The sequence below is a fragment of the uncultured Jatrophihabitans sp. genome (genome assembly GCF_964252635.1).
Classification (GTDB): Bacteria; Actinomycetota; Actinomycetes; order Mycobacteriales; family Jatrophihabitantaceae; genus Jatrophihabitans.
Genome location: NZ_CAXUNP010000009.1, coordinates 12,236 through 25,239, shown reverse-complemented (window position 1 = coordinate 25,239; position 13,004 = coordinate 12,236). Strand labels below are relative to the sequence as shown.

12 protein-coding genes and 1 pseudogene are annotated in these 13,004 nt (G+C 71.8%); 10 read left to right on the top strand and 3 right to left on the bottom strand.

Annotated features, from left to right (window positions below):
- Positions 1 to 13: 13 nt before the first annotated feature.
- Complete coding sequence (locus ACFFCA_RS05940; RefSeq protein ID WP_375482768.1) at positions 14 to 481, bottom strand: PPOX class F420-dependent oxidoreductase; 468 nt, start codon at positions 479 to 481, stop codon at positions 14 to 16.
- Between the two features lie 125 nt (positions 482 to 606).
- On the opposite strand from ACFFCA_RS05940, the gene uvrA reads away from it, so the two are divergent.
- Entirely contained in the window at positions 607 to 3,654 is a 3,048-nt protein-coding gene (gene uvrA / locus ACFFCA_RS05935; RefSeq protein ID WP_375482766.1) for an excinuclease ABC subunit UvrA, read from the top strand.
- 29 nt (positions 3,655 to 3,683) lie between these two features.
- Here uvrA and ACFFCA_RS05930 read toward each other — a convergent pair whose 3' ends face one another.
- Together ACFFCA_RS05930 and ACFFCA_RS05925 are read right to left on the bottom strand one after the other, a co-directional pair.
- Positions 3,684 to 4,172, bottom strand: coding sequence for a GNAT family N-acetyltransferase (locus ACFFCA_RS05930; RefSeq protein ID WP_375482764.1), 489 nt, complete (start codon positions 4,170 to 4,172; stop codon positions 3,684 to 3,686).
- A complete protein-coding gene (locus ACFFCA_RS05925; protein ID WP_375482762.1) occupies positions 4,169 to 4,702 on the bottom strand; it encodes a GNAT family N-acetyltransferase in 534 nt (177 codons plus the stop codon). The genes ACFFCA_RS05930 and ACFFCA_RS05925 overlap by 4 nt, the downstream gene beginning before the upstream one ends.
- Before the next feature lie 121 nt (positions 4,703 to 4,823).
- On the opposite strand from ACFFCA_RS05925, the gene ACFFCA_RS05920 reads away from it, so the two are divergent.
- The 9 genes and pseudogenes from ACFFCA_RS05920 to ACFFCA_RS05880 all read left to right on the top strand — a co-directional run.
- On the top strand, positions 4,824 to 5,489 hold the full coding sequence (locus ACFFCA_RS05920; protein ID WP_375482760.1) for a hypothetical protein: 666 nt from the start codon (positions 4,824 to 4,826) through the stop codon (positions 5,487 to 5,489).
- Positions 5,486 to 6,139 carry a TetR/AcrR family transcriptional regulator gene (locus ACFFCA_RS05915; RefSeq protein ID WP_375482758.1) on the top strand — a complete coding sequence of 218 codons (654 nt, stop codon included), beginning with the start codon at positions 5,486 to 5,488 and terminating at the stop codon, positions 6,137 to 6,139. The genes ACFFCA_RS05920 and ACFFCA_RS05915 overlap by 4 nt, the downstream gene beginning before the upstream one ends.
- A gap of 48 nt (positions 6,140 to 6,187) precedes the next feature.
- Complete coding sequence (locus ACFFCA_RS05910) at positions 6,188 to 7,237, top strand: adenosine deaminase (RefSeq protein ID WP_375482756.1); 1,050 nt, start codon at positions 6,188 to 6,190, stop codon at positions 7,235 to 7,237.
- Between the two features lie 10 nt (positions 7,238 to 7,247).
- On the top strand, positions 7,248 to 7,637 hold the full coding sequence (locus ACFFCA_RS05905; protein WP_375482754.1) for a VOC family protein: 390 nt from the start codon (positions 7,248 to 7,250) through the stop codon (positions 7,635 to 7,637).
- A 10-nt stretch (positions 7,638 to 7,647) separates the two neighbouring features.
- A complete protein-coding gene (uvrC, locus tag ACFFCA_RS05900; RefSeq protein WP_375482752.1) occupies positions 7,648 to 9,660 on the top strand; it encodes an excinuclease ABC subunit UvrC in 2,013 nt (670 codons plus the stop codon).
- A gap of 26 nt (positions 9,661 to 9,686) precedes the next feature.
- A complete protein-coding gene (gene rapZ / locus ACFFCA_RS05895; RefSeq protein WP_375482751.1) occupies positions 9,687 to 10,574 on the top strand; it encodes an RNase adapter RapZ in 888 nt (295 codons plus the stop codon).
- Complete coding sequence (gene yvcK, locus ACFFCA_RS05890; RefSeq protein WP_375482749.1) at positions 10,567 to 11,595, top strand: uridine diphosphate-N-acetylglucosamine-binding protein YvcK; 1,029 nt, start codon at positions 10,567 to 10,569, stop codon at positions 11,593 to 11,595. Before rapZ ends, yvcK begins: the two co-directional genes overlap by 8 nt.
- Positions 11,586 to 12,566: a DNA-binding protein WhiA gene (gene whiA, locus ACFFCA_RS05885; protein WP_375482747.1), complete on the top strand. Its 981-nt coding sequence runs from the start codon at positions 11,586 to 11,588 to the stop codon at positions 12,564 to 12,566. Before yvcK ends, whiA begins: the two co-directional genes overlap by 10 nt.
- A gap of 144 nt (positions 12,567 to 12,710) precedes the next feature.
- A pseudogene (locus ACFFCA_RS05880) lies at positions 12,711 to 13,004 on the top strand (hypothetical protein); the annotation flags it as partial.

Below are 13,004 nucleotides of genomic sequence, written 5' to 3'. Positions count from 1 at the left end.
GCTACCGACGGGGTCAGTCGTTCGCGAGGCGGGCCGGGAAGCCGCCGGTCGCGATCGGGCCCCAGCGGGTCGGCGTGATCCGGATCAGCGACTTGCCCTGGTCGGTCATGGCCTGCCGGTACTCGTCCCAGTCGGGGTGCTCGCCGCTGATGGCCCGGAAGTAGTCGACCAGCGGGTCCAGGGCGTCCGGCAGGTCGAGGACCTCCGCGGTGCCGTCGACCTGCACCCACGGCCCGTTCCACTCATCGGACTGCACCATCACCGAGCACTCGGCACTCCGGCGCAGGTTGGTGACCTTGGCCCGCTCGGGGTAGGTCGAGATCACGATCCGGCCGCCGTCGTCGACCCCGGCCGTGACGGGGGACAGCTGCGGTGAGCCGTCGCGGCGCCGAGTGACCAGGATCATCCGGTGCCGCGGCCGCAGGAAGTCCAGCAGTTCCGGGAGCTCGACGCGGGTGTTGGTGGCAATAGATCGAGGCATGGCCCGGTTGTACCCACCGAGGGTGGGCGTTGCCCGAGCCGGTGTCGTACCCGGTCATTAGGGTGAGAACGTCCCGTCACCCCGCCCGTCCCTGCCGTCCACCCACGCTGCCCGAAAGAAGCCGAGTGAACGATCGACTCATCGTCCGAGGCGCCCGCGAGCACAACCTCAAGGACGTCAGCCTCGACCTGCCCCGCGACGCCATGATCGTGTTCACGGGGCTGTCCGGGTCCGGCAAGTCGAGCCTGGCCTTCGACACCATCTTCGCCGAGGGCCAGCGCCGCTACGTCGAGTCGCTGTCGGCGTACGCCCGGCAGTTCCTGGGCCAGATGGACAAGCCGGACGTCGACTTCATCGAGGGCCTGTCGCCCGCGGTCTCGATCGACCAGAAGTCGACTTCGAAGAACCCGCGCTCGACCGTCGGCACCATCACCGAGGTCTATGACTACCTGCGGCTGCTGTGGGCGCGCATCGGCAAGCCGCACTGCCCGGTCTGCGGCCTGCCCATCGCCAAGCAGACCCCGCAGCAGATCGTCGACCGCATCCTCGAGATGCCCGAGGGCACCCGCTTCCAGGTGCTGGCGCCGGTCATCCGCGAGCGTAAGGGCGAGTACGTCGATCTGCTCGGCGAGCTGCAGTCCAAGGGTTTCGCCCGCGCCCGCATCGACGGCGTGGTGCATGCGCTCACCGACCCGCCGAAGCTGAAGAAGCAGGAGAAGCACACCATCGAGGCGGTCGTCGACCGTCTGTCGGCGCGGCCCAGCAGCAAGCAGCGGATCACCGACTCGGTCGAGACCGCGCTCGGCCTGGCCGGCGGCGTCATCATCCTCGACTTCGTCGACCTGCCGGAGGACGACGAGCACCGCGAGCGGCGGTACTCCGAGCGCCTGGCCTGCCCGAACGACCACCCGCTGGCCATCGACGAGCTCGAGCCGCGGTCGTTCTCGTTCAACTCCCCGTTCGGCGCCTGCCCGGTCTGCACCGGGCTGGGCACCCGTCAGGAGGTCGACCCGGAGCTGGTCGTCCCCGACCCCGAGAACACGCTGGCCGGCGGCGCCGTCGCGCCGTGGTCCGCCGGGCAGTCCAGCGAGTACTTCCTGCGCCTGCTCCAGGGCGTCGCCGAGGCCGTCGGTTTCGACCTGGACACCCCGTGGGAGCAGCTGCCCGCCCGCGCCCAGAAGGCGGTGCTGCACGGCACCGACGATCAGGTGCACGTCAGCTACCGCAACCGGTACGGCCGCAACCGCTCTTACTACGCCGCGTTCGAGGGCGTGGTGCCGTGGATCGAGCGGCGCTACTCCGAGACCGACAGCGACTACTCGCGCGAGAAGTACGAGGGTTACATGCGCGAGGTCCCGTGTGCGACCTGCCGGGGGACGCGCCTCAAGCCCGAGATCCTGTCCGTGTCCGTACACGGCCGCTCGATCGCCGAGGTCGCGGCGCTGTCCATCGGCGACGCCGCCGAATGGCTCGCGGCGCTCGACCTCGACTCCCGCGAACGGATCATCGGCGAGCGCGTGCTCAAGGAGATCAACGCCCGGCTCGGCTTCCTCGTCGACGTCGGCCTGCACTACCTCTCGCTCGACCGCGCCGCCGCCACCCTGGCCGGCGGCGAGGCGCAGCGCATCCGGCTCGCCACCCAGATCGGGTCCGGCCTGGTCGGGGTCCTCTACGTGCTGGACGAGCCCTCGATCGGGCTGCACCAGCGTGACAACCACCGGCTCATCGAGACGCTGGTGCGCCTGCGCAACCTGGGCAACACCCTGATCGTCGTCGAGCACGACGAGGACACCATCACCACCGCCGACTGGGTCGTCGACATCGGGCCGATGGCCGGCGAGCACGGCGGCCGGATCGTGGTCAGCGGCACCGTCGACGACCTCCGCGACTCCGAGGAGTCGATCACCGGCCAGTACCTGTCGGGGCGTCGCGCCATCGAGGTGCCGACGATGCGTCGACCCCGTCAGCGGGGCCGCGAACTCGTCGTCGAGGGCGCGCGTGAGCACAACCTGCGCAACGTCGACGTCGCGTTCCCGCTGGGCACCTTCGTGGCCGTCACCGGGGTCAGTGGCTCCGGCAAGTCCTCACTGGTCAACGACATCCTCTACGCGTCCCTGGCCAACAAGATCAACAGGGCGAAGCTGCCCCCCGGGCGGCACAAGCGGGTGCGCGGCATCGAGCAGCTCGACAAGGTGGTCGGCGTCGACCAGTCGCCCATCGGGCGCACGCCGCGCTCGAACCCGGCCACCTACACCGGGGTGTTCGACCACGTCCGCAAGCTGTTCAGCGAGACCACCGAGGCCAAGGTCCGTGGCTACCAGCAGGGCCGGTTCTCCTTCAACGTCAAGGGCGGGCGCTGCGAGAACTGCCAGGGCGACGGCACCATCAAGATCGAGATGAACTTCCTGCCGGACGTGTACGTGCCGTGCGAGGTGTGCAAGGGCGCGCGGTACAACCGCGAGACCCTCGAGGTGCACTACAAGGGCAAGAACATCAGCGAGGTCCTCGAGATGCCGATCGAGGAGGCCGCGGAGTTCTTCAAGCCGATCGAGCGCATCGCCCGGCACCTGCGCACCCTGGTCGAGGTCGGCCTGGGTTACGTCCGTCTCGGTCAACCGGCCCCGACGCTGTCCGGCGGCGAGGCGCAGCGCGTCAAGCTCGCCGCGGAGCTGCAGAAGCGCTCGACCGGTCGCACGATCTACGTCCTGGACGAGCCCACCACCGGCCTGCACTTCGAGGACGTGTCGAAGCTGCTCGGCGTGCTGCACTCCCTCGTCGACAAGGGCAACTCGGTCGTGGTCATCGAGCACAACCTGGACGTCATCAAGACCGCCGACTGGATCATCGACATGGGCCCCGAGGGCGGCTCGGGCGGCGGCACGGTCGTCGCCGAGGGCACGCCGGAGCAGGTCGCCCAGGTCGAGGAGTCCTACACCGGCCAGTTCCTGCGTCCGCTGCTGCCCGGGGCGACGGTGCGGTCCCGGTCGGGCCGCGGCGGGGCGGCGGCCACGCGCGCGCCCCGCAAAGCCACGGCCGCGGCCGGCAAGGCCGCGACCCGCAAGACGGCGGCCACCCGTACGACCGCCGCGACCCGCACGACCTCGACGGCGGCACGGAAGACCTCGGCGGCACGCAAGAACGCGACCCGCCAGGCCTCGGCTCGTAGCGCCTGACGGTCACGTCGGCTCGTAGCGCCTGACGGTCACGTCAGGTCGAGGTACATGACGTGCAGGCCGACGTAGCTGCCGTCGGGCCGGCGGAACGCGCCGGGCACGGTGCCGACGGTCACGAAGCCGAGCGACTGCCACAGGTGGACGGCCGCGGTGTTCGTCTCGACCACCGCGTTGAACTGGATGCCGCGGTACCCGCCGTCGCGCGCCGCCCGGACGACCCACGCCCCGAGCGTGCGTCCGACGCCCCGGCCGCGGGCCGCAGCGTCGACCATGAAGCTCGCCGTCGCCATGTGCGACCCGCGGCCGGGGCGGTTCGGGCCCGTCGTCGCCGACCCGAGCACGCGGCCGCCCTCGACCGCGACCACCGTCCGCGCCGGTGGCGGCTGCATCCACAGCGACCGGGCCGCCGCACTGTCGAGCCCCTCGGGGTAGGTGTACGTCTCGCCGGCACGAACGACCTCGGTGAAGATCGGGAAGATCGCCGGCCAGTCGTCATCGGAGGCATCGCGGACGATCACGGCAACGGGATCCAATAGCGGCCGATGGGCCGGCCGTCCAACTCGTCGCCGGGCCAGGCCGGATCACGCCGCCCGCCGGCCGCCTCGACCACCGCGATCGAGCCGACGTTGTCGTCGTCGACCGTGAGCAACGCCTCGCGCACGCCGTAGGAACGGGCGATCACCAGGCTCTGCCGCAGGATCTCGGTGGCGTACCCCCGGCGCCGCGCCCCGGGCAGCACCCCGTAGCCGATGTGCCCGCCGCGGGCCAGCAGCCAGTCGTTGAGCTCGTGCCGGATCGACGTCCTCCCGACGATGCACCCGCCCACCTCAGCGACCAGGAACGTCGCGGGCACCCGGCCCGGTGCGAGACCCACGCCTCGGCGGACACGGCCCAGGGTGTCGAGGTACTGCGACCAGGAGTCGCCCTCGGTCTGTTCGAGCAGGAAGGAGAAGTCCTCGCTCGCCATGGCTCGGTGGGCGGCGCGGGCCGCCTGCTCGTCCTCCAGCGTGAACGGACGCAACACGAGGTGCTCGGCGGGGCTGGTCACGTCCATGACGCTAGAGCGACGTCAGGACACCGGCCACCGGATTCGGCCGGACGCGACTTGAGCGAGCGCTCAAGAGCTGGTTAACTGGCGGTTGAGCGGGTGCTCAAACGAAGGGGCTGACATGACGGCGAGCTACGCACCGAGCCGGTTCGACAGGCGCTTCCCCGTGGTCGTGCGTGGCCTGGGGTGGGGCACCCTCATCGGCTGTTGCCTGGGGGGTCTGGCCGGGACGGCAGCCTTCCCCATCATCGGAACGATCTTCGGAGCGGTCATCGGGGTCGTGTTCGGGGCTCCGCTGGGGCTCGCCGGCGGGGTGGTGCTGTCCCTGATCGCCACCGACGAGGCCGACCTGGCCGCTGTGCGCATCTCCTGCGCCACCTCGACCGCGGTCTGTTCCGCGCTGTTCGTGGGGCGCGTGCCCGTGGCCGGGCTCGTAGGCCTGGCGTTCGTCGTCGCGTGCGGTGCGATCGGTGCCGTCGTCGGGCCGCGGGTGGCGTTCGGCCGACGCCCGGCGTTCAACCCGTGGGCGCCTGGACGGCCGTTCGTGCGGCGTCCAGCGGCCGACGCGGCGGTGGCCGGTGTGCTCGAGTGGCTGGGTCGCGGCGCGGCAGCAGGGGCCGGCACCGGAGCGATGGTCGGGCTCGTCGTCGGCGCCGCCGGGGACTCGCCGTCGACGGTCGTGGCCGCCGGGGTCGAGGCGGCGCTTCTCGGCGTACCCGTGGGCCTGCTCGGCGGCGTCATCGCGGCCGGGGTCTCGGCCATCGTGCAGGCCGTGACCCGGCGGTGACGGGGTCGGACACCCGGGCGAAGTTGCTGACGGCCGCTCAGGACGCGTTGCGCGACGACGGCATCGCCGCGCTGTCGGCCCGCTCCATCGCCGCGCGCGCCGGTGTCAACCAGGCGCTCGTTTTCTACCACTTCAACTCGGTCGGGGAGTTGGTCGAAACGGCGTGCCGGCGCGCGTGCGACGACAGCGTGCTGTTCTACCGCGAGCAGTTCGCCGCGGTCGGCTCGCTCGCTGAGCTGCTCGAGGTGGGCCGCGAACTGCACGAGCGTGAACGCGGGTTGGGCAACGTGGCGATGATGGCCCAGTTGATGGCCGGCGCCCAGCGCGACGACGTCCTGGCCTCGGCCGCCCGGTACGCGATGTCCACCTGGAACGCGGAGATCGAGTCGGTGGTGCGGCGGGTGCTCGTCGGGTCGGCGTTCGCGGACATCGCCGACCCGGCCGGCCTGGCGCGGGCCATCAGTGCCGGGTTCATCGGCCTCGAGCTCTACGACGGGATCGATCGTCTCGGCGCCCAGCAGGCCCTCGATGCGCTGCAGCGGCTCGGCGTCCTGGTCGAGGTGATGGACGATCTGGGCCCGGTGGCGTCCCGTGCCCTTCGGGCCCGGGTTCGGCGTACCAGCAGAGCCGGGCGCGCCACGCACGCCTGATCCCGCTCGGTCCGCAAGGTCTGACACGCCTGTGTCAGACTCACAGGTATGACCGACCTGCAGACGTTCGTGGCCGGACTGCCCAAGGCCGAGCTGCATGTGCACCACGTCGGGTCGGCGTCGCCCCGCATCGTGGCGGAGCTCGCGGCCCGGCACGCCGGCGCCACCGACGTCCCCGCCGACCCGGCGTTGCTGGCCGAGTACTTCACCTTCACCGACTTCGCCCACTTCATCAGGACCTACCTGTCCGTCGTCGACCTGATCCGCGACCCCGAGGACGTCTGGACCCTGACCTACGAGATCGCCCGCGAGCTGGCCACCCAGTCGGTGCGGTACGCGGAGCTGACGCTGACGCCGTACTCGTCGATCGCGCGCGGCATCGCCGCGGAAGCGTTCTGCGAAGCGGTCGAGGACGCCCGCGTCCGGGCCCGGGCGGACTTCGGGGTGGCCCTGACCTGGTGTTTCGACACTCCCGGGGAGGCGGGCGTCCCGGCCGCCGACATCACCCTCGACGTTGCCACCAGGGTCCGTCCCGACGGGCTGGTCAGCTTCGGGCTCGGCGGCCCGGAGCTCGGCGTGCCCCGGGAGCAGTTCGCGCCGCACTTCGAGGCGGCCATCGCGGCGGGGCTGCACAGCGTCCCGCACGCGGGGGAGTCGACCGGCCCGCAGACGATCTGGGACGCCCTGCACTTCCTGCACGCCGAGCGCATCGGGCACGGCATCGCCGCCGCGCAGGACCCCCGGTTGATGGCCCACCTGGCCGAGGTCGGCGTCCCGCTCGAGATCTGCCCGACGTCCAACGTCTGCACCCGCTCGGTGCCGTCGCTGGCCGAGCACCCGTTGCCGACTCTGGTGGCCGCCGGGGTCCCGGTGACGATCAACTCCGACGACCCGCCGATGTTCTCGACGACCGTCGACCACGAGTACGAGATCGCGGCGGACCTGCTCGGGCTCGACACCGACGGCGTGGCCGAGCTGGCCCGGGCCGGGGTGCGCGCCTCGTTCCTGGACGGGGCGGGCAAGCAGGCCCTGCTGGCCGAGATCGACGACTACGTCACGGTGACGGGGCGGTCTGGCGCGGCCGGCGCGCATCCATGATGATCAGGCCGTGGTCGGCCGCCTCCACCATCTGATCCTCGACTGCCGGGACCCCCGCACCGAGGGGCGGTTCTGGTCGGCGGTGCTGCGCAAGCCCGTCACTCACGACAGTCCCGACTTCGTCGTCGTGGCCGACGACGACACGACCTCGGGCCTGGCGTTCCAGCTCGTTCCCGACCATGTGGCGCCCACCTGGCCCGACCCTGCCGTGGGGCAGCAGGCGCACCACGACGTCATGGTCGACGACGTGGACGAGGCAGCAACCGCCGTGCTGGCGCTGGGCGCCCGTCGCCTCGCCGACACGGTCTTCGCCGACCCCGCCGGCCATCCGTTCTGCCTGATCCCCCGGCCGGGGTGGGCCCCCCCGATCGGCCACCCGCCCGTCAGGGACGGCTACTAACCTCGACAGCGTGCCCGACCCGTCCACGTACCGCCCGGCGCCCGGCACCATCCCGCTCGAGCCCGGCGTCTACAAGTTCCGCGACGAGCGTGGGCAGGTCATCTACGTCGGCAAGGCGAAGAGCCTGCGCCAGCGTCTGAACTCCTACTTCGCCGACGTGGCCGGCCTGCATCAGCGCACCCGGCAGATGGTGACGAGCGCGGCCAGCGTCGAGTGGACCGTGGTGCGCACCGAGGTCGAGGCGCTGCAGCTGGAGTACACCTGGATCAAGCAGTTCGACCCACGCTTCAACGTCAAGTACCGCGACGACAAGAGCTACCCGTCGCTGGCCGTCACGCTGTACGAGGACTACCCGCGCCTGCAGGTCATGCGCGGGCCGAAACGCAAGGGTGTGCGGTACTTCGGCCCGTACTCGCACGCGTGGGCCATCCGCGAGACGCTGGACCTGCTCCTGCGGGTGTTCCCGGCGCGCACCTGCTCGGCCGGGGTGTTCAAGCGGGCCGGCCAGGTGGGCCGCCCCTGCCTGCTCGGCTACATCGGCAAGTGCAGCGCACCCTGCGTCGGTCGGGTGTCCGCCGAGCAGCACCGCGACATCGTCGACGACTTCTGCGACTTCATGGCCGGCCGCACCGACACCATGATGCGGCGCATCGAGAAGGAGATGCAGCGCGCCAGCGAGAACCTGGAGTTCGAGCAGGCCGCGCGCCTGCGTGACGACCTGGGCGCGCTGCAACGCGCGCTCGAGAAGCAGGCCGTGGTGTTCGGCGACGGCACCGACGCCGACGTCGTCGCGTTCGCCGAGGACGACCTGGAAGCCGCGGTACAGGTGTTCCACGTCCGCGGGGGCCGCATCCGCGGTCAGCGCGGCTGGGTCGTCGACAAGTTCGACGACATGACCACCGGCGATCTCGTCGAGCAGTTCGTCACGCAGTTCTACGGCATCTTCGAGGACGACGGCTCCGACATCCCGCGCGAGGTCCTCGTGCCCGTCATCCCCGACGACAACGGCGCGCTGACCGAATGGCTCGGTGAGCGGCGCGGGTCCCGGGTCTCGCTGCGCGTCCCGCAGCGCGGTGACAAGCGTGCGCTGGCCGAGACCGTGCGGCGCAACGCGGCGCAGTCGTTGATGCAGCACAAGCTCAAGCGCGCCTCCGACCTCACCGCCCGCTCGCGGGCCCTCGGCGAGCTGCAGGAGACGCTGGAGCTGCCGACGTCCCCGCTGCGCATCGAGTGCTTCGACATCAGCCACGTCCAGGGCACCAACGTCGTCGCGTCCATGGTGGTGTTCGAGGACGGCCTGGCGCGCAAGAGCGAGTACCGCCGCTTCGCCCTGCGCGACACCAGCGAGGGCACCGGCGACGTGCAGTGGATCGCCGAGGTCGTGCGACGGCGGTTCGCGCGCTACCTCGACGAGCAGGTCGCGGACGGGCCGGCCGAGGACATCACCGACAACGCCGACCAGCCGGGGGAGCAACCCGACACCGTCGACCGCGGCGTGGCGCCGGGCATCGACCCGACCACGGGTCGGCCGCGCAAGTTCGCCTACGCCCCGAACCTGCTCGTGGTCGACGGCGGTGCACCCCAGGTGGCGGCCGCCCAGGCCGTGCTCGACGACCTGGGCATCGACGACGTCGCCCTCGTCGGGCTGGCCAAGCGTCTCGAGGAGGTGTGGTTGCCGAACCAGCCCTACCCGGCGATCCTGCCGCGCACCTCCGAGGGGCTCTACCTGCTGCAGCGGGTGCGCGACGAGGCGCACCGGTTCGCCATCACCTACCACCGGCAGAAGCGGTCGAAGGCCATGACCACGTCGGCGCTCGACGACGTGCCCGGCCTGGGGGAGACCAGGCGCAAGGCGCTGATGTCGCGCTTCGGCTCGCTGAAGCGGTTGCGCGCGGCCTCCGTCGAGGACATCGTCGAGGTTCCCGGCATCGGCGAGCGGACCGCACAGGCCATCGTCGCGGCGCTCGCCACCCCGCGCGACGACCAACCTGCCGTGAACGCGACGACGGGGGAAGTGCTGTGACCGGGAGCGGGAGCGGGACCGGGACCGTGGGGTCGGGCGAGGTCGGCGCGCTCGAGACCGTGATCATCACCGGGCTGTCCGGCGCGGGCCGAAGCACGGCCGCGAAGTGCTTCGAGGACCTCGGGTTCTTCGTCGTCGACAACCTGCCGCCCGAGCTGATCGGCACCCTGGTCGACCTCGGCAGCCGCAGCCAGGGCGCGGTCACCAAGCTCGCCGTGGTGATGGACGTGCGCAGCCGGGCGTTCTCCAAGGACCTGCGCAGCGTCATCCGCGACCTCGCCGACCGGCGCATGCGGCCGCGGGTGCTGTTCCTGGAAGCCCGCGACGACGTGCTCGTCCGCCGGTTCGAGAACAACCGCCGCGAGCACCCCCTGCACGCCGGCGGCCGGCTCGTCGACGGCATCTCGGCCGAGCGTCGGTTGCTCGCGCCGTTGCGCGAGGAGGCCGATCTGGTTCTCGACACCGGCGACCGCTCGGTGCACGACCTGCGCCGCGACATCGAGTCGGCCTTCGTGGGCATCGGGTCCGAGGGGCGGCCGGCGTTGCGGGCCACCGTCCTGAGCTTCGGCTACAAGTACGGGCTGCCGGTCGACGCCGACCTGGTCGTCGACGTGCGCTTCCTGCCCAACCCGCACTGGATCCCGGAGCTGCGGCCACTGACCGGCAAGGACCCGGAGATCCGGGACTACGTGCTGAGCCAGGAGGGCGCGCTGGAGTTCCTCGACCGGTACACCGAGATCCTGCGCATCATCGGTGCCGGCTACAGCCGTGAGAACAAGCGCTACCTGACCCTCGCGGTCGGCTGCACCGGGGGCAAGCACCGCTCGGTGGCGATCTCGCGCGAGCTGGCCGACCGGCTACGGAAGATGGGTGTCGAGGCGACCGTCGTGCACCGGGACCTCGGCCGTGAGTGATGACGGGGCAGGGGCCGGGGCCGCGGGCGAGCGTCGTCCGCTGAAGGCCGTGGCGCTGGGCGGCGGGCACGGGCTGCACGCCGTGCTGTGCGCACTGCGGCTGATCACTGACGACCTCACCGCCATCGTCACGGTGGCCGACGACGGCGGCTCGTCCGGGCGGATCCGGCGCGAGCTCAAGGTGCTGCCGCCCGGTGACCTGCGGATGGCGCTGGCCGCGCTGGCGGGCGAGGACCCCGAGCACGTCGCGTGGGCGGAACTGTTGCAGCACCGGCTCGGCGGCACCGGGGTGCTGGCCGGCCACCCCGTCGGCAACCTGGTCCTCACCGGGTTGTTGGAACGCGAGGAGGACCCTGTCCGGGCCCTCGCCGCGATCGGGAAGCTGGTGGGCGCAGTCGGCCGGGTGCTGCCGATGAGCCCCGTCCCGTTGAGCCTCGTCGGCGAGGCGGACCGCTTCGACCCCGACGACCCGTCCCGCACCCGCCAGGTCAGGGGCCAGGTCTCGATCGCCACCACACCAGGACGCATCGTCTCGGTGAGCCTGCTTCCGGCGGGGGCACCGGCCTGCGCCGACGCCGTCGACGCGGTCCGGGAGGCCGACGTCGTCGTGCTCGGGCCCGGGTCGTGGTTCACCAGCGTCATCCCGCACCTGCTCCTGCGCGAGCTGGGCCGGGCGCTGTCGACCACCGCCGCGCGCCTGGTGGTCGTGCTCAATCTCGTCCCGCAGGTCGGGGAGACCGACGACTACGCCCCGCACGAGCTGCTGGACCTGCTGCAGACGCACGCCGAGCCCTTCGGTGGCCTGCCCATCGACGCCGTGCTCGCCGACCAGGACTCCGTGCTCGACGCCGAGGAGCTCCGGCGCAGCACACGCGCGCTCGGTGCCCGGCTCGTAGTGTCTAGACTCGCTGCCGTCGACAGCGTCGAGCGGCACGACCCGGTCCGGCTCAGCAAGGTCATCAGTGACGTGGTTGAGCGGGTCACCGACGCTCCGGGTGGAGAGGCAGACGCATGGCGATGACGGCAGCGGTCAAGGACGAGCTGAGCCGCGTTCCCGTGGACCGCATGTCCGCCCGCAAGGCCGAGCTGGCCACCATGCTGCGCTTCGCCGGCGCGCTGCACCTCGTCGGCGGCCACATCGTCATCGAGGCCGAGCTGGACACCGGCTCGGTGGCCCGGCGCCTGCGCAAGGAGATCGCCGACATCTTCGGCCACGGGTCGGAGGTCCAGATCGTCGCCGGCGGCGGCATCCGCAAGAGCAGCCGCTACCTCGTCCGCGTCACCAAGGACGGCGAGCGGCTGGCCCGGCAGGCCGGGCTCGTCGACCTGCGTGGCCGCCCGGTGAAGGGCCTGCCGCACCACGTCGTCGCCGGCGGGATGGCAGACGCGGAAGCCGCCTGGCGGGGCGCCTTCCTGGCCCACGGCTCGCTGACCGAGCCGGGTCGCGCGTGCGCGCTGGAGATCTCCTGCCCGTCGGCCGAGGCAGCACTGGCCCTCGTCGGGGTCGGTCGCCGGCTGGGGGTGTCGGCCAAGGCCCGCGAGGTCCGCGGCGGTGACCGCGTCCTCGTGCGCGACGGCGACGCCATCGGCGCCCTGCTCACCCGCCTCGGCGCCCACGAGTCGGTGATCAACTGGGAGGAACGCCGGATGCGCCGCGAGGTGCGCGCGACCGCGAACCGGCTCGCCAACTTCGACGACGCCAACCTGCGCCGCTCCGCGCGGGCCGCGGTGGCCGCGAGCGCCCGCGTCAGCCGCGCCCTGGAGATCCTCGCCGACGACGCCCCGGAACACCTGTTGCAGGCCGGGCGGCTCCGGCTCGAGCACGGGCAGGCCTCGCTCGAGGAGCTCGGCGCGCTCTCGGACCCGGTCATGACCAAGGACGCGGTCGCCGGGCGCATCCGCCGGCTGCTGGCCATGGCCGACAAGCGGGCCCAGGATCTCGGCATCCCCGACACCGAGTCGGCCGTGACCCCGGAGATGCTCGCCCCGTAACCGAGACGGTCTGCTCGGTGGTGCCCGGTGAACCGATCGGGACGCACGAACGTAGCGAGGTACTAGTCCCATCGTCCGATGGCGGCTGCGACCACGTTCACGGGAGAACTGACGGTGCCCATCCACGCATCGAAGGAGTTCCTCATGAACCGTCTGCTACTGGTCACCGGCCTCGCCGTCGGAGCCTGCGCCGTCGCCGTGCCGGCCGCCGCCGGGCTGTCCGGCAACCCGTCGTTCAGCGAACACGTCCCGGTCCGCGTCCCGAGCTCGGCCCGGGTCGTCAGCTTCGACGACCACGGGCACGCGACGTCCTCGCCGCGCGCCACCGCGAGCCCCACGGCCACCCCACGGCGCACCGAACCGGGTGACGACCGCGGCCGGCACACCGAACCGGGTGACGACCGCGGCCGGCACACCGAACCGGGTGACGACCGCGGC